Raw genomic sequence first — 18,955 nt, forward strand, 5'->3', positions numbered from 1 at the left:
ATCCGGTATTAGACCCCGTTTCCAGGGCTTGTCCCAGAGTGCAGGGCAGATTGCCCACGTGTTACTCACCCGTTCGCCACTCTTCCCCACCGAAGTGGTTCATCGTTCGACTTGCATGTGTTAAGCACGCCGCCAGCGTTCGTCCTGAGCCAGGATCAAACTCTCCGTGAATGCTTCCCCGTCATCGGGGCGACACACACGAGAGCGGTGCGAGAGGAGGAATAATCCCCCCGCACACAGCGTCCTCGCTGTGTATTTTTTCAAAGGAACCTCGCCCCGACCGTATGGCCGGAGACGGGTTATCAACATATCTGGCGTTGACTTTTGGCACGCTGTTGAGTTCTCAAGGAACGGACGCTTCCTTCGTACTCACCCTCTCGGGCTTTCCTCCGGGCGCTTCCCTTCGATCTTACGTTTCCGACTCTATCAGAACCTTTCGGGCCTGATTCCCTGTCGGCGGGGCCTTTCGACATTCACTACGTTAGCCGATTCCCTCGGCAACTCATAATCGAGTACCGCGAGTTTGAATTCTGGCATGCAGGCACGCCGAATTCGCCCCCGCTGAGGGTGATCGTAGGTAGTGGTTTGGCCGCTTCCGGCTGCTGGCGATCGCCGTACCCGGTTCAAGCGGCTCGGGCTACATTACGCACCTTCCAAGGGTGCGTCAACTTCGGCGGCGCCTCGGGACATGGGCCCGATAAGGGCTCACCGTGGGGTCGTCGGCGACCCAGAAGCGCCATGGATGTACGGCTCCGTCGCCGGACACACCCGTGCGCGGGCCGTTGCGCACCTGGTCGGAAGGGACCCCGGTACCGCTCAGGACGCGCAGAGGGGTCTGTCCCGGGGCGCACGCGTCCGTGCCGTCCAGGGCGCGGTCCACGTCCATAGCCGTGGCGAGGCGTGCCGGGCCTTTGGCCAGTTCCTTGTCGTTTCGGGCCGAGAGTCGACGTTTACGAGCCTGTTCGACGCCTTCGATCACCTCGCCGGCGCGGAGCAGGACGGCACTGGCCCGCCCCGGGGCCCCGCACACGAGGTTCATGCAGAACCACATGCCGTAGGTGAAGTAGACGTACACGTGACCGGGCGGTCCGAACATCACGCCGTTGCGGGCGGTGCGGCCGCGATAGGCGTGGGAGCCGGGGTCGTTCTGGCCGTCGTAGGCCTCGACCTCCGTGAGGCGCAGGGCGATCGGACCGTCGGGTGTCGTACGCACCAGGATTCGGCCCAGGAGGTCGGGGGCGACCTCCAGGACAGGGCGGTCGAAGAACTCCCTGGGGAGTGGCGTACGGTCCGGGGACGTGATCATGCGGCCCGAGCCTAGTCCAGACGGGTGGAGGCCAAGGGCTGGTCAAGGCTTCGTCCGCTTGCCAGGGTGAGGGCGCGGAACCGGACGGGCCCGCGTCGCGTTTGTAGGGATCAAGGAACCATACGTAAAGGGAGAGTCATGGCGTTCAAGAAGCTGCTCGCGAGTCTGGGGGCCGGCGGGGCTTCGGTCGAGACGGTACTGACCGAGGTCAACGTCGTTCCGGGTGGCGTCGTCCAGGGGGAGGTGCGGATCCAGGGCGGGTCCGTGAACCAGGACATCGAGGGTCTGTCCGTGGGGCTGCAGGCGAAGGTCGAGGTCGAGAGCGGCGACGAGGAGTACAAGCAGAACATCGAGTTCACCAAGGTGCGCCTCGGTGGGGCCTTCGAGCTGCAGGCGGGGGCCGTGCACGCCGTGCCGTTCGGGATCGAGGTCCCGTGGGAGACGCCGGTCACCATGATCGACGGGCAGGCGCTGCGCGGGATGAACATCGGTGTCACCACCGAGCTGGCGATCGCCCGTGCCATCGACTCCGGTGACCTCGACCCGATCAACGTGCACCCGCTGCCGGCGCAGAAGGCGATCCTGGACGCCTTCATCCAGCTGGGCTTCCGCTTCAAGAGCGCGGACATGGAGCGCGGGCACATCAGGGGCACGCGGCAGACACTGCCGTTCTACCAGGAGATCGAGTTCTACCCGCCGTCGCAGTACCGGGGCCTCAACCAGGTCGAGTTGAGCTTCGTGGCCGACGAGCACGCCATGGACGTCGTGCTGGAGATGGACAAGAAGCCCGGTCTGTTCAGCGAGGGCAGCGACACCTACCGTTCGTTCCAGGTGGGTCAGCACGACTTCCACGGGACCGACTGGGCGGCGTACCTCAACCAGTGGCTGTCCGAGGTCGGCAGCAAGCGGAACTGGTTCTAGGCTCGGAACTGCTGATTCCGTAATCGATCAGGAGGTACCGAGGTGACCGAGCTCAAGCGGCGGCCGCTCCCCCACGACTTCCACCCGCCCGTCCCCGCGTTCACGGTGACGAGTGAGAACGTCCAGGAGGGCGCCACGCTCAAGGACGCGCAGGTCTACGCGGCCGGCAACACCTCGCCGCATCTGCGGTGGGAGGGTTTCCCTGCCGAGACCAAGAGCTTCGCGGTGACCTGCTACGACCCCGATGCCCCGACCGGCAGCGGGTTCTGGCACTGGGTGGTGTTCGACATCCCGGCCTCGGTGACCGAGCTTCCGGTCGGTGCGGGCACCGGCAAGTTCGAGGGGCTGCCCGAGGGCGCGGTTCAGGCTCGTAACGACTTCGGGTCCAAGGACTTCGGCGGTGCCGCTCCGCCCGCCGGGGACGGGCCGCACCGGTACGTGTTCACGGTGTACGCGGTGGACCAGGAGAAGCTCGGCCCGGACTCGGACGCCAGTCCCGCCTTCGTCGGCTTCAACCTGCGGTTCCACACGATCGGCCGCGCCCGGCTGATCGGCGAGTACGAGGTGCCCGCCGAAGCCTGACGTTCATGGAACGTTTGCCCGCCCCCGGTCATGGAAGTGATCGGGGGCGGGCATTTTTTATTGCGTTGTCCATCTCGGCGTGCCCGGCCAGAGTTGATCCAAGCCCGCCAGGGGGTGGGCCGGTGCGCATGGGAGGTGGGCCGGATGCGGGACACGCTGGTGCTGAACGCGAGCTTCGAGCCACTGTCGACGGTGACGTTGAACCGAGCCGTCGTTCTGGTGCTGCAGGACAAGGCCGTCGTCGAGCAGGCCCACCCCGCACTGCGCATGCGCGGCGCCGCGGTCGACATACCCGTGCCCCGGGTGATCCGGCTGTGCAGGTACGTGAAGGTGCCGTTCCGAAGACAAGCGCCGTGGTCGAGGCGGGGTGTGCTGGTCAGGGACCGGCACCGGTGCGCGTACTGCGGTCGGCGGGCGACGACCGTGGACCACGTGGTGCCGCGGTCGCAGGGGGGCCGGGACTCGTGGCTGAACACCGTCGCCTCGTGCGCGGAGGACAATCACCGCAAGGCCGACCGGACTCCGGAGCAGGCGGGGATGCCGCTGTTGCGGGAGCCGTTCGAGCCGACTCCGCAGGATGCGATGTTGCTGACGCTGGGGGCGGAGGAGTTTCGGGCGCTGCCGTCCTGGCTTGCACGGGACGCCGCCTGACCGTGGGGCTGCCGGCCATACGGCGGGTGCGGGTGTTCTGTGGCCGGTCGCGCAGTTCCCCGCCCCCCTGAAGGGACTTGGGCCCGCCTTCCTGGAGAAGGCGGGCCCCGCTGTCGTCGTGCGTCAGTCTATGGACGGCTTCTCTCGGCGTTCCGCGGCCTTCTCGGGGGTGGGGGCGCCGCCTCCGGGAGGGCCGCCGAGGCCGAAGTTGCCCATGGCTCCGGAGAGACCCTTGAGGGCGTCGCCGATCTCGCTGGGGACGATCCAGAGCTTGTTGGCGTCGCCCTCGGCGATCTTCGGGAGCATCTGGAGGTACTGGTAGCTGAGCAGCTTCTGGTCGGGGTCTCCGGCGTGGATGGACTCGAAGACCGTGCGGATCGCCTGGGCTTCGCCCTCGGCGCGCAGGGCGGCGGCCTTCGCCTCACCCTCGGCGCGCAGGATCTGGGACTGCTTCTCACCCTCGGCGGTGAGGATCGCGGCCTGGCGCGTACCTTCGGCGGTGAGGATCGCGGCGCGCTTGTCACGGTCGGCGCGCATCTGCTTCTCCATCGAGTCCTGGATGGAGGTGGGCGGCTCGATCGCCTTGAGCTCGACGCGGTTGACGCGGATGCCCCACTTGCCGGTGGCCTCGTCGAGGACGCCGCGCAGGGCCGCGTTGATCTCCTCGCGGGAGGTCAGGGTCCGCTCGAGGTCCATGCCGCCGATGATGTTGCGGAGCGTGGTGACGGTGAGCTGCTCGATCGCCTGGATATAGCTGGCGACTTCGTAGGTGGCGGCCCGGGCGTCGGTCACCTGGTAGTAGATGACGGTGTCGATGTTGACGACCAGGTTGTCCTGGGTGATGACCGGCTGCGGCGGGAACGGCACGACCTGCTCGCGCAGGTCGATGCGGTTGCGGATCGTGTCGATGAACGGCACGACGATGTTGAGGCCCGCGTTGAGAGTCCGCGTGTAGCGGCCGAAGCGCTCGACGATGGCGGCGCTGGCCTGCGGGATGACTTGGATCGTCCTGATCAGGGCGATGAAGACCAACACCACCAGAATGATCAGGACGATGATGACCGGTTCCATCGTCGGACCCCGTACCCTTCTCCGCCTCGGCGCTTTCGGAAGATCTTATGGTTGTTGAAGATCTTGCTGGTCGAGTCTGTCAGACCGTCGCACAACTCGTGGGCTGTTCGGTTCAGTTGAGTCCTGCGAGGTCAGATGACGATCGCGGTGGCTCCCTCGATCTCCACGACGTCGACTTCCTGGCCCACCTCGTAGGCGCTGTCGGCGTCGAGCGAACGTGCGGACCAGATCTCGCCGGCCAGCTTGATCCGGCCTCCGGAGCCGTCGACACGCTCCAGGACGACGGCCTGCTTCCCCTTCAACGCGTCCACGCCCGTGGCCAGTCGGGGGCGCTGGGCGCTGTGGCGGGCCGCGATGGGCCGTACGACGGCGATGAGGGCGACCGAGACGACGACGAAGGAGAGCACCTGGGCCACGACGCCGAAGCCGAGTCCGGCGATGACCGCGGCGGCGACGGCGCCCACCGCGAGCATGCCGAACTCCGGCATCGCGGTGACCACGAGAGGGATTCCGAGCGCAGCCGCGCCGACGAGCCACCACACCCATACGTCGATGTCGTTCACATGGTCATGGTAGGACCGCGGGTCCCGCCTCGGACAGGGCGCGATGGGGGCGGAAGGGCTTCTCGCCCTTGTTTTCGCGGGTACTTCACACCGTCAGGACAGCGGCAGGCCCTGAGCGGTCCAGCGGTCGCCCACCTGTTCGACGACGAGCGGGAGGCCGAAGCAGAGGGAGAGGTTGCGCGAGGTGAGTTCGAGTTCCAGCGGGCCGGCGGCGAGGACCTTGCCCTGACGGATCATCAGCACGTGGGTGAAGCCGGGGGCGATCTCCTCGACATGGTGGGTGACCATGATCATGGAGGGGGCGATCGGGTCGCGCGCGAGCCGGCCGAGACGGCGGACCAGGTCCTCGCGGCCGCCGAGGTCGAGGCCGGCGGCGGGCTCGTCGAGGAGGAGCAGCTCGGGGTCGGTCATCAGGGCGCGGGCGATGAGAGTGCGCTTGCGCTCGCCCTCGGAGAGGGTGCCGAACTTCCGGTCGAGGAAGTCGCTCATGCCGAGGCGGTCGAGGAAGGCGCGGGCGCGCTGCTCGTCGACCTCCTCGTACTCCTCCTGCCAGCCCGCCGTCATGCCGTACGCGGCGGTCAGCACGGTCTGCAGGACCGTCTGGCGCTTGGGGAGCTTGTCGGCCATGGCGATGCCGGCCACGCCGATGCGCGGGCGCAGTTCGAAGACGTCGGTGCCGGGCCTGCCGAGGGTCTCGCCGAGGATGGTCGCGGTGCCCTTGCTGGGGTAGAGGTAGCTGGAGGCGACGTTGAGGAGGGTGGTCTTGCCGGCGCCGTTCGGTCCGAGGATGACCCAGCGCTCGCCCTCCTTGACCGACCAGGAGACCTGGTCCACCAGAGCCCGGCCCTCCCGGACCACGGATACGTCCTGAAGCTCCAGAACATCGCTCATGTGCGCGTTGTCTCCCCTTGCAGTGTGACCGGTCTCGGCGTCTCGGCGTCTCGGCTGTCGCGTGCGCGTTGTGGGCGCTGCCCTCGACGAAATCTACGCCACTGGTCGGCCCGGCGATTCCATCGGTCCGGTCCTTAGGGTGGAGGCATGCTCTCGGAACCGCGTTCAGGACGCCTTGCGGCTTGGGGAAATGCCCTTTTTGCCGGACTTGTCTCACCCGACGACGCCGTACTCACGATCGTCGGGGACGACGCCGTGCACCGGATGGAGGGGCTGCCCGGCGAGTCGGGGCCGGTCGGGCTCACGCTCGCGCTGGGACGGCTGCGGGCCCTGGGGGTGACCGGGCTGCGGGTCGCGCTGCCGGCGCCGGGTCATCCGCTGGGGCTGAGCGGCCCGCCCGAGTTCAACGCGCGGGCGATGGAGGCCGGGGAGGCCGTCCTCTGCTACGGCGCGCCCTTCGGGCTGGTGCCCGAGGTCCACGGGGCCGGGCCGGAGGGTGATGTCCATGTCGAGGTCGTCTGGCACTGTCTGCCGGTGCGGGAGGCCCCGCCGGCCGACGTGCCCTCGCTGGGCGAGGCCGAGCGGGAGCTGGCGGAGGCCCTGCGGGAGGCCACCGAGGCGCTGTCGCGACTGGACGTCGCCGCGTCGGGGCCGGTGGCGGAGGCGGCCATCGACGCCTACCGGTCGCGGGCCGAGCGGGGGCAGGAGGTGCTGGCTCCGGGGTATCCGCAGCGGGCGGTGCGGGTACTGGAGCTGGCGCGGCGGATCGGGCTGCTGGTCTCGCTCGCGCGGGAGAACGGGCACGGCGGCGCGGTGAGCTCCGCCGAGATGGCCGCCCGGGCCGAGGCCCTGCGGCCGGTGGAGCGGGTGGGGCGGCGCGCTCAGGTCGCGGCGTACAACTCGGTCGTGGAGGAGCGGGAGCGGGGGGCGCGGTGAGCGGTGGTTGCCGTGTGGGGGCGGTGGTGTCGCCGCCCCGGGGCTCGGGCCCCTGACCCGTGGCTCGGGCCCCTGACCCGAGGCTCCGGCCTGGACGGCCTCGCCCTCGGGTGCCGGACGGGCCGGGACTCCCGGCTCGGGCCGATGAGGTTCCGGTGGAAGGACCGGCGGCGAGATCGGCGGCGAGACCCTCGCCCGGAGGAGAGACCCCCCAGAGGAAGCGGAGCGACTCTGAGAGCGAGCGGAGTGGCCCTCAGAGGGAGCGGAGTGGCCCCAGAAAGAACTGACCGGCCTCCCGGGGGCGCCCGGGAGGCCGGTGGTCACTGCGTGTGGGGAGGGTGTCAGCGGTTGACGCCCAGGTTGCCGAAGGCGGGGTTGAGGACGCCCACGACGTTCACGCTGTTGCCCACCGCGTTCACCGGGACGTGCACGGGGGCCTGGACGAGGTTGCCCGAGATGATGCCGGGCGAGCCCGCGGCGGTGCCGTCGGCGTGGGCGTCGGTGGCGGAGGCCATTCCGGCGCCCGCGGCGATCATTCCGCCGGCCACCATCGTCACGGCCACTGCCTTCTTCAGGTTCTTCACTTTCTGAGCCCTCCCTAGCGACTGCCACGGCGTTCGCCGCAGCACGCACTGGAGAACGGCGGGGATCCCCCGAAGGATGCGCCATCCGGGGGACATTCCCACGACGGTATGAATCTCAGCCTGGAATGGAACCTTCCGTATTGCCGTCGGGCGCACCGGCGTGCGCGGCGCGTGTCAGCCCGCCATGCCGTGGCGTACGGCCCAGAGCGCGGCCTGGGTGCGGTCCGCGAGGTCGAGCTTCATGAGGATGTTCGAGACGTGGGTCTTCACCGTCTTCTCGGAGAGGACCAGGGCCCGCGCGATCTCGCGGTTGGAACGGCCGTCCGCTATCAGGCCGAGCACCTCGCGCTCCCGGTCCGTGAGCGAACCCCCTCTGCCCTGGCCGGCGTTGGCCTCCTCCTGGGACAGGAGCGCGCCCGCGACCTCGGGTTGGAGCAGGATGTGCCCGGCGTGGACGGAGCGGATGGCGCCGGCGAGGGCGTCGGGGTCCACGTCCTTGTAGACGTAACCGGCGGCGCCCGCGCGCAGGGCCGGCACCACCGTGCGCTGTTCGGTGAAGCTGGTGACGATGAGCACGCGCGCGGGGTTCTTGAGTTCGCGGAGCTCGCGCAGGGCGGCCACGCCGTCCATGCCCGGCATCTTGACGTCCATCAGGACGACGTCGGGCTGCAACTCCTCGGCGCGGGCGATGCCTTCGGCACCGTCGGCCGCCTCGCCCACGACCTCGATGTCGTCCTGCACCTCGAGGAACGTGCGCAGGCCGCGGCGGACCACCTGGTGGTCGTCGACGAGCAGCACCTTGATTGCGTCAGCCACCGGGGACCTCCATCTCGATCGTGGTGCCCTTCCCGGGCGCCGACTCCACCGTCAGGGTGCCGCCGACGCCGCTCGCGCGGTCGCGCATGGAAACCAGGCCCAGGTGGCGGCCCGCCCGTCGGATCGCCTGCGGGTCGAAGCCGCTGCCGTCGTCGGTCACGCGCAGGACCGCGGCCGTGCCGCGGCGGGCCAGGGTCACGTCCACGCACTCCGCGCCGGAGTGCCGCAGAGCGTTGTGCAGGGCCTCCTGGGCGACGCGCAGGACGGCCTCCTCCTGGGCGGAGGGCAGGGCGCGCACCCCGCAGCAGTCGAAGCTCACGCGTGCGGTGTGGGCGCGGTCGAGGACCTGGATCTGGGTGCGCAGGGTGGCGACCAGGCCGTCCTCGTCGAGGGCCGCGGGGCGCAGCTCCACCACGGCGGCGCGCAGTTCGTCGGCGGCTTCGGCGGCGAGCGCGGCGACCTGCTGCAGCTCTCCCTTGGCCCGGGACGGGTCGCGGTCGACCAGGGCGGCGGCGGCCTGGGCGGTCAGGCGCAGGGAGAAGAGCTTCTGGCTGACCGCGTCATGCAGTTCGTGCGCGAGGCGGGAGCGCTCCTCGGCGATCGTCAGCTCCCGGCTGCGCTCGTACAGGCGGGCGTTGGTGAGGGCGATCGCCGCGTGCTGGGCGAGGATCTCGAGCAGTTCCTCGTCGTCCTCGGTGAAGCCGCAGCGGCCCTCCTGCCGGGGGCAGTCCTTGTTGGCGAGGAAGAGCGCGCCGATGACCTCGTCGCCGTCCCTGATGGGCAGGCCGAGGAAGTCGGACATGTCGGGGTGGGCGGAGGGCCAGCCCTCGAAGCGGGGGTCCTTGCGGACGTCGGCGAGGCGCTCGGTCCTCGCCTCCTGCAGCATCGAGGCGAGGATGCCGTGCTGGCGCGGAAGGGGGCCGATGGCCCTCCACTGGGCGTCGCTGACGCCGTCCACCACGAACTGGGCGAAGCCGCCGTGGTCGTCGGGGACCCCGAGCGCGGCGTACCGCGCGCCGAGCAGTTCGCGGGCCGAGGCGACGATCGTCTTGAGGACGTCGCGCACCTCCAGGTGCCTGCTCATGGCCAGCAGCGCGGAACTCACCGCGACCAGGCCCGACCGGGGTCCTTGACTCATGTCCTCAAGGTACCGGCGGGGTGTGACAGCACGGATCGGTCCGGTGGCGGCGTGGACTGCGCCGGTGGCCCTAGGTCCAGGGGACCAGGGCCGGTGGACCCGGGCCGGCGGCTTAGGGCGAAGGGCCCCGGCTGTTTGCGGCCCGCGTCCGAGGCGGGGTGGGCCGGGCGGTTCCTACGTTGAGGTCACCGCCGATCGAGGGCGGGCGAGACGAGGAGAGATGTCATGCCGGTAGCGATCATCACGGGGGCCTCGAAAGGACTGGGGCGGGCGCTCGCCGAGGCGCTGGCCGCGCGCGGCTGGGACCTGGTGCTCGACGCCAGGACGGCCGGGGTGCTCCAGCGGGCGGCGGACCGGATCGAGGCGCTCGGCACCCGCGTGACGGCCCTGCCCGGGGACGTCACCGACCCCGGGCATCGGGCGGAGCTGGTGGCGGCCGCGCGGAAGCTGGGCGGGCTCGATCTGCTGGTGAGCAACGCGAGCGCGCTGGGTGCCGAGCCGCTCGTACGGCTGGAGGCGCTCGATCCGGAAGGGCTGCGGCGGGCGCTGGAGGTGAACGTGGTGGCCGCGCTGGGCCTGGTCCAGGAGGCGCTGCCGCTGCTGCGGGCGTCCGGGGCGGGCACGGTGGTGGCGATCAGCTCGGACGCGGCCGCCGAGGCCTACGAGACCTGGGGCGGGTACGGGGCGTCGAAGGCGGCACTGGACCACCTCGCCGCGGTGCTCGGCGCGGAGGAGCCGGGGCTGCGGGTGTGGGCGGTCGACCCGGGTGACATGGCCACCGACCTGTACGCGGCGGCCGTACCGGACGACGGGGAGCCACGGCCGGCGCCCGCGAGTGTGGTGCCGGGTTTCCTCAGGCTGCTGGACGAGCGGCCGGTGAGCGGCCGCTACGCGGCCCCGGCGCTGCTGGGGGAACGGCGATGACGGTGGCGGCGGGGGCTCCCGCGCTCCGGCCCGTTCGGGAGTGGGGGAAGGTGCCGGAGGAGTTGTCGGCGCGCGTCCCGGTCGAGCAGCGCGGGGCCGGGCTCGACCGGGACGCCGTACGGCTGCTCGTGTCGCGCGGCACGGAGGTGTCGCACCACGCCTTCCGGGACCTGCCCCGGCTGCTGCGGGCCGGGGATCTGCTCGTGGTGAACACCTCCTCCACGCTGGCCGCCGCGGTGGACGGGCGGGTCGGGCACGCGCGCGTGGTGGTGCATTTCTCCACGCGCGGCGACGACGGACGGTGGGCGGTCGAGCTGCGGGCCCCCGACGGAGCGGGCACCACGCGTCCGCTGGGAGAACAGGGCGCGCGAGGCGCCGCCCGCAGCGGTGGCTGCGGGGCCGCGGGTACGCGGGTGCGGTTGCCCGGCGGTGTGCGGCTGGTTCTGGAGGAGCCGCTGAGCGCGGGTGCGGACCGTCTGCGGTGGGCATACGTGTCCGGCGCGGATGTCCTCGGCATGCTGCGGGAGTACGGGCGGCCCATCCGGTACGCGTACACGGAGCGGGACCAGCCGCTGTCGGTCCACCAGACGGTGTTCGCGCTCCCCTCCCCCGACGGGACGGGCAGTGCGGAGATGCCGAGTGCCGCGCGGCCCTTCACCGCGCGGCTGGTCACGGAGCTGGTGAGCCGGGGTGTGCAGTTCGCGCCGGTCACGCTGCACACCGGGGTGGCCTCGGTGGAGGCGCACGAGCCGCCGTATCCGGAGCGGTTCTCGGTGCCGCGGGCGTCGGCGCGGCTGATCAACGCGGCGAAGGCCGACGGCCGCGGGGTCCTCGCCGTCGGGACGACCGCCGTACGGGCCGTGGAGTCGGCAGCCGGCTCCGACGGCGTCGTACGCGCGCGTGAGGGGTGGACGGACCTCGTGGTCACCCCCGAGCGCGGGGTGCGGGTGGTGGACGGGCTGCTGACCGGGCTGCACGAGCCGGAGGCCTCGCACCTGCTGATGCTGGAGGCGATCGCCGGACGGGCCGCGGTCGACCGCAGCTACCAGGAGGCGCTGCGCGGGCTCTACCTGTGGCACGAGTTCGGGGACGTCCATCTCATCCTGCCGGAGCGAGACCCTCACGCAGCGCATTGCGCCAGCAACTGATGGTGAGAACGGCGCGCCTTCCGTGTGAGCCCGCGCATAGGGTCCACATCACGTACGAAGCCCGGTAGGAGACACAGCATCCCCTTTTGAGCGGGGCAGACGGTCCGGTCTGCCCCGCTTTGCCCTTCCCTCCTCCACTATGCAGGTTCGTACGTCACATCTTTGCCTCGATGTTTTGCGGCCGCTAAGAATTGCTCCCGTCGCTCAGCGCCGCGGTTCTCGCCGCGGCTTTTGTGCGGAAGGGCCCCGTGGCCCCCGCCGGCGTAGAGCGACCTCCGCGCTATTCGAAGAGGTCCGTCTGCCATGCCCGAAAACATCTGGATTCGCCGACTCAGTCGCTCGCTCAACCGTCATCAGAAGATCGCGACAGCCGGTGTCGCCGCCCTCGGCGCCGCCACCCTCGCCTTCTCCGCGGTGCCCAGCAGCGCCGGGACGACGACAAACGAGGCCGCCGTCTCCACGGCCAAGGTGGAGTACAGCAACAAGCCGATCAAGGACGTCAGGGCGAGTGTCACCGACCGGCTCGCCCGCGCCGACCTGAAGGCCGAGGCCGCCGCGAAGAAGGTCGCCGCCAAGAAGGCCGCGGCTGAGAAGAAGGCCGCCGCCGAGGCCGCCGCGAAGAAGAAGGCCCTGGCGAGGAAGAAGGCGGCCGCCGCGGCCGCCGCCAGGAAGAAGGCCGCGGCCGCGCACAAGGCCAGGGAGGCCGCGAGCCGGTCCGCCAGGCGGCCCGCGATCAAGAAGGCCGCTCCGAGGCTGTACGCCGACAACCTCAACGGCTGGATCGACCACGCCCTGGACATCATGCACAAGAAGGGCATTCCGGGCAGCTACAACGGCCTGTACCGCAACATCATGCGGGAGTCCTCGGGCAACCCCCACGCGATCAACGGCTGGGACATCAACGCCATCAACGGCATCCCGTCGAAGGGGCTGCTGCAGGTCATCCCGCCGACCTTCAACGCGTACCACGTGGCCGGCACGTCCTGGAACATCTACGACCCGGTCGCCAACATCACCGCCGCCGCCAACTACGCGGCCGACAAGTACGGCTCGATCGACAACGTCAACAGCGCGTACTGAGGTCGGCGCGGACCTCTTCACGCGAACGCCGAAGGGCGGCACCCCCTGCCGGGTGCCGCCCTTCGCACGTCGCCGGCAACGGCGACTACTTGCGCATGACCTCCGGCTCGTGGCGGCGCAGGAAGCGGGCCACGAAGAAGCCGCAGACGACGCCGAGGACGATCAGGGCGAACATGTCCATGCCCCAGGCGCCGACCGTGTGCTCCCACAGCGGGTCGTTGCTCTTGCCCTTGCCGGGCGGCGAGATCTTGTTGAAGTCCAGCGTGGCGCCGGCCGCGGCGACGGCCCAGCGCGAGGGCATCAGGTACGAGATCTGGTTGGCGCCGATCGAGCCGTTGAGCGCGAACAGGCAGCCGGTGAAGACGACCTGGATGATCGCGAACATGACCAGCAGCGGCATGGTCTTCTCGGCGGTCTTCACCAGTGCGGACATGACCAGGCCGAACATCATCGACGTGAAGCCGAGGCCCATGATCGGCAGGGTGAGCTCCAGGAGCGTGGCGTGCCCGAGGACGAGCCCCTCCTTGGGGATCTCCCGGCTGGCGAAGCCGATGACGCCGACCATCAGGCCCTGCACCGCGGTCACCACGCCGAGCACGAAGACCTTGGACATCAGGTAGGCGGAGCGGGACAGACCGGTCGCGCGTTCGCGCTCGTAGATGACCCGTTCCTTGATCAGTTCGCGGACGGAGTTCGCGGCGCCGGCGAAGCAGGCGCCGACCGCGAGGATCAGCAGGACGGTGGTGGCCGTGCCGTTCGGGACGGGCTGGCCGGTGGCCCGGTTGATCATCGGGTTCGGCAGCAGGCCCTTGCCGGAGTCGATGAGCAGGCTCACCGCCCCGAGGACCAGCGGCAGGATCACCGTCAGGGCCAGGAAGCCCTTGTCGGAGGCGATGACCGAGACGTAGCGGCGCACCAGCGTGACCCACTGCGACATCCAGCCCTGCGGCTTCGGCGGCTTCATCGCCTGCATCGGCGGCATCTGTACGGACTGCGGCGCGACGGCGTCGATGTCCGCGGCGTACATCTGGTAGTGCTGCGAGCCCTTCCAGCGGCCCGCCCAGTCGTAGTCGCGGTAGTTCTCGAAGGCGGAGAAGACGTCGGCCCAGGTGTCGTAGCCGAAGAAGTTCAGCGCCTCCTCGGGCGGGCCGAAGTAGGCCACCGCGCCGCCCGGGGCCATCACCAGGAGCTTGTCGCAGATCGCCAGCTCGGCCACCGAGTGGGTGACGACGAGGACCGTGCGGCCGTCGTCGGCGAGGCCGCGCAGCAACTGCATGACGTCGCGGTCCATGCCCGGGTCGAGGCCCGACGTGGGCTCGTCCAGGAAGATCAGGGACGGCTTGGTGAGCAGCTCCAGGGCCACCGAGACGCGCTTGCGCTGGCCGCCGGAGAGGGAGGTGACCTTCTTCTCCTTGTGGACGTCCAGCTTCAGCTCGCGCAGCACCTCGTCGATACGGGCCTCGCGCTCGGCGGCCGTGGTGTCGGCCGGGAAGCGCAGCTTGGCCGCGTACTTCAGGGCCTTCTTGACGCTCAGCTCCTTGTGCAGGATGTCGTCCTGCGGGACCAGACCGATGCGCTGGCGCAGCTCGGCGAACTGCTTGTAGAGGTTGCGGTTGTCGTAGAGGACGTCGCCCTGGTTGGCGGGCCGGTAGCCGGTGAGCGCCTTGAGCAGGGTCGACTTGCCGGAGCCGGACGGACCGATGACCGCGATCAGGGACTTCTCCGGCACACCGAAGGAGACGTCCTTCAGGATCTGCTTGCCGCCGTCGACCGTGACGGTCAGATGGCGGGCCGAGAAGGAGACCTCACCGGTGTCGACGAACTCCTCGAGGCGGTCGCCGACCAGGCGGAAGGTGGAGTGGCCGACGCCGACGATGTCGTTCGGGCCGAGGAGCTGCGTGCCGCCCTTGGGGATCGGCTGGCCGTTGACGTACGTGCCGTTGTGCGAGCCCAGGTCGCGGATCTCGAAGCGGCCGTCGGGCGTCGCGTGGAACTCGGCGTGGTGGCGGGAGACCTGCAGGTCCGAGACGACCAGTTCGTTCTCCAGCGCGCGGCCGATGCGCATGACCCGGCCGAGGGAGAACTGGTGGAACGTGGTCGGGCTGCGGTCGCCGTAGACCGGCGGCGCCCCCGCGCCACCACCGGGGCCCTGCTGCGCCGGTACGTACGCCGCGGCCTGCTGGGGTGCGGCCTGCTGCGGCCGGCCGGTCTGCGGGGCCTGCTGCGGCGGCGCCTGCTGCGCCCAGCCCGGGCCCGCGCCCTGAGCGGCGTACGGCTGCTGCTGGGGCTGGGCGACGGCGGCCGCCGCGCCGGTCACGGTCACACACGGGCCGTCGGTCGCGTTGCCGAGGTGCACGGCGGCGCCCGGGCCGATCTCCAGCCGATGGACCCGCTGCCCCTGCGCGAAGGTGCCGTTGGTGCTGCCGTGGTCCTCGATGACCCAGCTGCGTCCGTCGAAGCTGATCGTGGCGTGCCGCCAGGACACCCTGGCGTCGTCGATCACGATGTCGCCCTGCGGATCGCGTCCGAGGGCGTACGGCCTGGACGGATCAAGCGTCCAGGTACGTCCATTCAATTCCAGTACGAGTTCAGGCACTCCATGCCCCATGAGTAGTCCCCCGAGTTGCCCCCATCACAGGGAGTCTAGGGATGTCGAACATCGTCGGGAACTATTTCAGGCTCGCCCCCCTGACCGAAAGCCGGGCCTTGTGAAGACCACGCCGAAGACCACGCGGGTGTGCACCGGTTGGTTCCGTTGACGGGGTTGAAACCGACCCGGAGAGTGGTAATCCACGCGAGGGGGGACAGACGCGGTGGCCGTGCCGCGTCGCGGATCGGGGGGTCTGCCATGAGCGTGTCGTCGAGTGCCGAGTCCGTACGGAGCAGCACGAGGGTGCCGTGGGGGGACGTCGCGCTGTCCGCGATCGCCTCCGTGAGCTGGGCGTTGATCGGGATGGCGGGCACGGCCGCGCTCGGCCTGCACCTGCTGGGGGCGGACGCGTCGGCCTCGCTCGGGCCGATGACCGCGGCGGCCGTGGCACTGGGCGCGGGCGGCTCGGTCACGCCGTCCGGCGACGTGTCCGCGTTCGGGCTGAAAGGCGCGCAGGCGCACACCGCCGTCACGCTCACGCCGCTCGGGGTGAGCCTGGTCGGCGCGTTGCTGCTGTCCTGGTTCTTCCTGAGGTCCTTGCGCACGGCGGGAGTTGTCGTCGAACCGGCCGAACTCCTCGCACGCGCGGGCGCGGTGGTCGCCCTGTTCGTGGCCACGCTGGGCGGTCTCGCCTGGGCGGGACACGATGTCATCACGATCGACGGAGGTTCGCTGGGTCTGGACAAGCTGCCCGGCGGCGGGGGCGGGGGCGGCGGCGTCAGCATCCCCGGTCTCGGTGACATCGGGGACATCGGCGGGCTGCTGCCCGACAACATCGGCAACCTCATCCACGCGAAGGCGGCGGTCGGCTTCACGGTCGACACCGCGCCGACGCTGCTCGGCGGTCTCGGCTGGTCCGCCGGCGTCCTGCTGATCGCCCTGCTGGCCTCGCGCCGCACCCCCCTGCCGCGCGGCTGGGAGGCCGTGCACCGGGTCGTGCGGCCCGCGGTGTCGGCGGTCGTCACGGTGCTGGTGATGTCGGTGGTGGCGGGCCTCGCGGCGGCGGCGTACGCGGCGGTCGGCGACGCCCACCCCAGGAGGATCTTCGGCGCCGCGCTGCTGGGCGCGCCCAACGGCACCTGGCTGGCCGTCCCGATCGGGCTGTTCGTGCCGTACGACGGCAAGGCGACGGGTGAGCTGGCCAAGCTGCTGCCGAACCCGCTGGACGACCTGCTCACCGCGAAGACCGACCGGTCGGTGACGCTGGGGCGGCTTGCGGACCTGGACGGACGGGTGTGGCTGCTGGCCGTCGCGGCGGCCCTGATGATGCTGCTGGCCGGGGTGCTGACGGCGGTACGGACGCCGGTCGCCGCCGAGGGCGCGCGCGGGCCGGGCGCGCCGGCGTTCGCGGGGCGCTGTGCGGTACGGCTCGGCGTCGTCACGGCGCTGGCCCTGCCGCTGCTCGGCTGGCTGACGGAGGTGTCGGTGGACGCCTCGCTGGCGGTGCTGGGCTTCGACGCGTTCGGCGCGGGGATCACGCTGCACGGGAACCTCGGCGCGGCACTGGTCCTCGGCGCCCTGTGGGGCGCGGGGGCGGGGGCCGTCGGGGCGCTGCTGGCCCGGTGGACGGGTTCGGCGGGGCGGCGGGCGACTCCGCTCGCGCTGCGGGCCGTGGCCGAGGGCGCCGGGCGTCCGCAGTACGTGCGTGAGGCCGGGACGGGCGGCGGTGAGCCGGGCGGGGGCGCGGCAGGGCCGGGCGGAGGCGCGGCAGGACCGGGCGGAGGCGCGGCAGGGCCGGGCGGAGGCGCGGCAGGACCGGGCGGAGGCGCGGCAGGACCGGGCGGAGGCGCGGCAGGACCGGGCGGAGGCGCGGCAGGGCCGGGCGGAGGCGCGGCAGGGCCGTACACGCCCGCCGCGTCCTACCGGGCGCCGAACCCGGCCACCAACCCCTATCTGCGGCTGCCCGACGAACTCCGCGAACCGCAGGACGCCCGGCCGCCGTCCCGCGATCCGCAGGATCCCGGGGAGCCGCCGCCCGGCAGCGGTGGCAGCGGCAGCGGCATCTACGGCGCCCCCACGGTGGCCTGGCAGGCCGGGGACCCGCCTCCGCCGTCCCCGCGCCGCCGTCCCCGGCCCGGTGAACGGCCACGGCCCGGCGAACGGCCACGGAGCGCGCCGGACGACGGGCCGCCCCCGCCGCCACCGCCGCCTCCGCCGCCCGGGCGGCCGAAGAGGCGTCCGTGAACTGAGGGCGCCGGTGATCGGTCCGATCCCACGGGGGTGCCGGGACGCCACGAGGATCTGGAGGATCCGGGCGGCCGGGGCTCACAAGGCGGCCACCCGGGGATGCCGGTACCCCGTGAGATGCAGGGCTCGCCGGGACTCACGGGGCGGTCCTGATCCGGGGTTCCGAGGCGGCCGTGGTCGGGCCTTCGGTCCGGCGTCATCCGTTCGCCGCCCACTGTTCCGTGTCCGTCAGGCGGACCGCGGGGGCGGCAGGCACTGGGTGCCGGATACGGTGGAGGCACCATGAGCGCTGAGCAGACCTCGACCTCCGACGTTCCCACCCTCCTTGTCAAGATCTTCGGCAAGGACAGGCCCGGCATCACGGCCGGCCTCTTCGACACCCTCGCCGCCTACTCGGTCGACGTGGTCGACATCGAGCAGGTCGTCACCCGTGGCCGGATGGTGCTGTGCGCGCTCGTGACCCAGCCGCCCGCCGGGCTGGAGGGCGACCTGCGCGCGACCGTGCACAGCTGGGCCGAGTCGATGCGGATGCAGGCGGAGATCATCTCCGGCCACGGCGACAACCGGCCACGCGGCCTCGGGCGCTCGCTGGTCACCGTCCTCGGTCACCCGCTCACCTCGGAGGCGACCGCCCGGATCGCGGCCAAGATCACCAAGGCGGGCGGCAACATCGACCGTATCTTCCGCCTCGCCAAGTACCCCGTGACGGCGGTCGAGTTCGCGGTCTCCGGCGTGGAGACCGAGCCGCTGCGCACCGCCCTGGTGACGGACGCGGCGGCACTCGGTGTCGACGTGGCGGTCGTCGCGGCGGGGCTGCACAGGCGGGCGCAGCGGCTGGTGGTCATGGACGTCGACTCCACGCTCATCCAGGACGAGGTGATCGAGCTCTTCGCCGCGCACGCGGGCTGCGGGGACAAGGTCGCCGAGGTGACGGCGGCGGCGATGCGCGGCGAGCTGGATTTCGAGCAGTCGCTGCACGCGCGCGTGGCGCTCCTGGAGGGGCTCGACGCCTCCGTGGTGGACAAGGTGCGCAGCGAGGTGCGGCTGACCCCGGGCGCTCGCACCCTGATCCGCACGCTGAAGCGGCTCGGATACCAAGTGGGCGTGGTCTCCGGTGGGTTCACCCAGGTCACCGACGACCTCAAGGAACGGCTCGGGCTGGACTTCGCCCAGGCCAACACCCTGGAGATCGTCGACGGGAGGCTCACCGGCAGGGTCACCGGTGAGATGGTCGACCGCGCGGGCAAGGCGCGCCTGCTGCGCCGGTTCGCCGCCGCGGCGGGCGTGCCGCTGGCGCAGACCGTGGCGATCGGCGACGGCGCCAACGACCTGGACATGCTCAACACGGCCGGCCTCGGCGTCGCCTTCAACGCCAAGCCGGTCGTGCGCGAGGCCGCGCACACCGCGGTGAACGTGCCCTTCCTCGACACCGTCCTGTACCTGCTGGGCGTGACCCGCGAAGAGGTCGAGGCGGCGGACACCCACGACGTGGAGTAGAACTGCCACG

General features: G+C 71.1%; 17 protein-coding genes and 1 rRNA gene (1 of these 18 cut by a window edge). 9 read left to right on the forward strand and 9 right to left on the reverse strand.

What is annotated here, in order from left to right; translation table 11 throughout:
• Together ACJ9NR_RS09060 and ACJ9NR_RS09065 are read right to left on the reverse strand one after the other, a co-directional pair.
• Positions 1 to 171 (reverse strand): 16S ribosomal RNA (locus tag ACJ9NR_RS09060) (it extends 1,355 nt beyond the left edge of the window).
• Between the two features lie 493 nt (positions 172 to 664).
• Positions 665 to 1,306 (reverse strand): DNA-3-methyladenine glycosylase, encoded by a 642-nt coding sequence (locus ACJ9NR_RS09065; RefSeq protein ID WP_412491720.1) that lies wholly within the window; start codon positions 1,304 to 1,306, stop codon positions 665 to 667.
• 138 nt (positions 1,307 to 1,444) lie between these two features.
• Here ACJ9NR_RS09065 and ACJ9NR_RS09070 point away from each other — a divergent pair, with 138 nt between their 5' ends.
• The 3 genes from ACJ9NR_RS09070 (at position 1,445) to ACJ9NR_RS09080 (ending at position 3,460) form a co-directional block, all read left to right on the forward strand.
• The gene (locus tag ACJ9NR_RS09070) at positions 1,445 to 2,227 is read left to right on the forward strand and encodes a sporulation protein (RefSeq protein ID WP_412491721.1); all 783 of its coding nucleotides are present in this window, start codon (positions 1,445 to 1,447) and stop codon (positions 2,225 to 2,227) included.
• 42 nt (positions 2,228 to 2,269) lie between these two features.
• Positions 2,270 to 2,809, forward strand: a complete 540-nt coding sequence (locus ACJ9NR_RS09075; RefSeq protein ID WP_412491722.1) for a YbhB/YbcL family Raf kinase inhibitor-like protein — start codon at positions 2,270 to 2,272, stop codon at positions 2,807 to 2,809.
• A 144-nt stretch (positions 2,810 to 2,953) separates the two neighbouring features.
• A complete protein-coding gene (locus ACJ9NR_RS09080; RefSeq protein WP_412491723.1) occupies positions 2,954 to 3,460 on the forward strand; it encodes an HNH endonuclease in 507 nt (168 codons plus the stop codon).
• Positions 3,461 to 3,583: 123 nt separating this feature from the next.
• Here the strand turns inward: ACJ9NR_RS09080 and ACJ9NR_RS09085 are convergent, their stop codons facing one another.
• The 3 genes from ACJ9NR_RS09085 to ACJ9NR_RS09095 all read right to left on the reverse strand — a co-directional run bounded on the left by ACJ9NR_RS09085 (position 3,584) and on the right by ACJ9NR_RS09095 (position 5,985).
• Positions 3,584 to 4,531, reverse strand: a complete 948-nt coding sequence (locus tag ACJ9NR_RS09085; RefSeq protein WP_412491724.1) for an SPFH domain-containing protein — start codon at positions 4,529 to 4,531, stop codon at positions 3,584 to 3,586.
• Positions 4,532 to 4,662: 131 nt separating this feature from the next.
• The gene (locus ACJ9NR_RS09090; protein ID WP_412491725.1) at positions 4,663 to 5,094 is read right to left on the reverse strand and encodes an NfeD family protein; all 432 of its coding nucleotides are present in this window, start codon (positions 5,092 to 5,094) and stop codon (positions 4,663 to 4,665) included.
• Between the two features lie 93 nt (positions 5,095 to 5,187).
• Positions 5,188 to 5,985 carry an ABC transporter ATP-binding protein gene (locus ACJ9NR_RS09095; protein ID WP_412491726.1) on the reverse strand — a complete coding sequence of 266 codons (798 nt, stop codon included), beginning with the start codon at positions 5,983 to 5,985 and terminating at the stop codon, positions 5,188 to 5,190.
• A 147-nt stretch (positions 5,986 to 6,132) separates the two neighbouring features.
• On the opposite strand from ACJ9NR_RS09095, the gene ACJ9NR_RS09100 reads away from it, so the two are divergent.
• Positions 6,133 to 6,921, forward strand: coding sequence for an Rv1486c family protein (locus tag ACJ9NR_RS09100; RefSeq protein WP_412491727.1), 789 nt, complete (start codon positions 6,133 to 6,135; stop codon positions 6,919 to 6,921).
• Between the two features lie 341 nt (positions 6,922 to 7,262).
• Here the strand turns inward: ACJ9NR_RS09100 and chpE are convergent, their stop codons facing one another.
• From chpE to ACJ9NR_RS09115, 3 genes are all read right to left on the reverse strand, one after another.
• Positions 7,263 to 7,505 carry a chaplin ChpE gene (gene chpE / locus ACJ9NR_RS09105; RefSeq protein ID WP_412491728.1) on the reverse strand — a complete coding sequence of 81 codons (243 nt, stop codon included), beginning with the start codon at positions 7,503 to 7,505 and terminating at the stop codon, positions 7,263 to 7,265.
• Positions 7,506 to 7,679: 174 nt separating this feature from the next.
• Positions 7,680 to 8,321, reverse strand: a complete 642-nt coding sequence (locus ACJ9NR_RS09110; protein ID WP_412491729.1) for a response regulator — start codon at positions 8,319 to 8,321, stop codon at positions 7,680 to 7,682.
• The gene (locus tag ACJ9NR_RS09115) at positions 8,314 to 9,459 is read right to left on the reverse strand and encodes a GAF domain-containing sensor histidine kinase (RefSeq protein WP_412491730.1); all 1,146 of its coding nucleotides are present in this window, start codon (positions 9,457 to 9,459) and stop codon (positions 8,314 to 8,316) included. Before ACJ9NR_RS09115 ends, ACJ9NR_RS09110 begins: the two co-directional genes overlap by 8 nt.
• Before the next feature lie 225 nt (positions 9,460 to 9,684).
• On the opposite strand from ACJ9NR_RS09115, the gene ACJ9NR_RS09120 reads away from it, so the two are divergent.
• The 3 genes from ACJ9NR_RS09120 (at position 9,685) to ACJ9NR_RS09130 (ending at position 12,611) form a co-directional block, all read left to right on the forward strand.
• On the forward strand, positions 9,685 to 10,383 hold the full coding sequence (locus tag ACJ9NR_RS09120) for an SDR family NAD(P)-dependent oxidoreductase (protein WP_412491731.1): 699 nt from the start codon (positions 9,685 to 9,687) through the stop codon (positions 10,381 to 10,383).
• A complete protein-coding gene (locus tag ACJ9NR_RS09125; RefSeq protein ID WP_412491732.1) occupies positions 10,380 to 11,531 on the forward strand; it encodes an S-adenosylmethionine:tRNA ribosyltransferase-isomerase in 1,152 nt (383 codons plus the stop codon). Before ACJ9NR_RS09120 ends, ACJ9NR_RS09125 begins: the two co-directional genes overlap by 4 nt.
• A 303-nt stretch (positions 11,532 to 11,834) precedes the next feature.
• On the forward strand, positions 11,835 to 12,611 hold the full coding sequence (locus tag ACJ9NR_RS09130; RefSeq protein ID WP_412491734.1) for a transglycosylase SLT domain-containing protein: 777 nt from the start codon (positions 11,835 to 11,837) through the stop codon (positions 12,609 to 12,611).
• A gap of 85 nt (positions 12,612 to 12,696) precedes the next feature.
• Here ACJ9NR_RS09130 and ACJ9NR_RS09135 read toward each other — a convergent pair whose 3' ends face one another.
• Positions 12,697 to 15,207, reverse strand: coding sequence for an ABC transporter ATP-binding protein/permease (locus ACJ9NR_RS09135; RefSeq protein ID WP_412491735.1), 2,511 nt, complete (start codon positions 15,205 to 15,207; stop codon positions 12,697 to 12,699).
• A gap of 252 nt (positions 15,208 to 15,459) precedes the next feature.
• On the opposite strand from ACJ9NR_RS09135, the gene ACJ9NR_RS09140 reads away from it, so the two are divergent.
• Both ACJ9NR_RS09140 and serB read left to right on the forward strand, forming a co-directional pair.
• On the forward strand, positions 15,460 to 17,445 hold the full coding sequence (locus tag ACJ9NR_RS09140) for a streptophobe family protein (protein ID WP_412491736.1): 1,986 nt from the start codon (positions 15,460 to 15,462) through the stop codon (positions 17,443 to 17,445).
• Between the two features lie 285 nt (positions 17,446 to 17,730).
• On the forward strand, positions 17,731 to 18,945 hold the full coding sequence (gene serB, locus ACJ9NR_RS09145; RefSeq protein ID WP_412491737.1) for a phosphoserine phosphatase SerB: 1,215 nt from the start codon (positions 17,731 to 17,733) through the stop codon (positions 18,943 to 18,945).
• Positions 18,946 to 18,955: the final 10 nt, after the last annotated feature.

It is taken from the genome of Streptomyces sediminimaris (genome assembly GCF_047049295.1).
Classification (GTDB): domain Bacteria; phylum Actinomycetota; class Actinomycetes; order Streptomycetales; family Streptomycetaceae; genus Streptomyces; species Streptomyces sediminimaris.

Excerpts from the sequence above, each read along its gene's own strand:
- ACJ9NR_RS09065 (WP_412491720.1), bottom strand. The coding sequence starts at position 1,306 with ATGATCACGTCCCCGGACCGTACGCCACTCCCCAGGGAGTTCTTCGAC.
- ACJ9NR_RS09070 (WP_412491721.1), top strand. The coding sequence starts at position 1,445 with ATGGCGTTCAAGAAGCTGCTCGCGAGTCTGGGGGCCGGCGGGGCTTCG.
- ACJ9NR_RS09080 (WP_412491723.1), top strand. The coding sequence starts at position 2,954 with ATGCGGGACACGCTGGTGCTGAACGCGAGCTTCGAGCCACTGTCGACG.
- ACJ9NR_RS09085 (WP_412491724.1), bottom strand. The coding sequence starts at position 4,531 with ATGGAACCGGTCATCATCGTCCTGATCATTCTGGTGGTGTTGGTCTTC.
- ACJ9NR_RS09095 (WP_412491726.1), bottom strand. The coding sequence starts at position 5,985 with ATGAGCGATGTTCTGGAGCTTCAGGACGTATCCGTGGTCCGGGAGGGC.
- ACJ9NR_RS09100 (WP_412491727.1), top strand. The coding sequence starts at position 6,133 with ATGCTCTCGGAACCGCGTTCAGGACGCCTTGCGGCTTGGGGAAATGCC.
- ACJ9NR_RS09115 (WP_412491730.1), bottom strand. The coding sequence starts at position 9,459 with ATGAGTCAAGGACCCCGGTCGGGCCTGGTCGCGGTGAGTTCCGCGCTG.
- ACJ9NR_RS09120 (WP_412491731.1), top strand. The coding sequence starts at position 9,685 with ATGCCGGTAGCGATCATCACGGGGGCCTCGAAAGGACTGGGGCGGGCG.
- ACJ9NR_RS09125 (WP_412491732.1), top strand. The coding sequence starts at position 10,380 with ATGACGGTGGCGGCGGGGGCTCCCGCGCTCCGGCCCGTTCGGGAGTGG.
- ACJ9NR_RS09130 (WP_412491734.1), top strand. The coding sequence starts at position 11,835 with ATGCCCGAAAACATCTGGATTCGCCGACTCAGTCGCTCGCTCAACCGT.
- ACJ9NR_RS09140 (WP_412491736.1), top strand. The coding sequence starts at position 15,460 with ATGAGCGTGTCGTCGAGTGCCGAGTCCGTACGGAGCAGCACGAGGGTG.
- serB (WP_412491737.1), top strand. The coding sequence starts at position 17,731 with ATGAGCGCTGAGCAGACCTCGACCTCCGACGTTCCCACCCTCCTTGTC.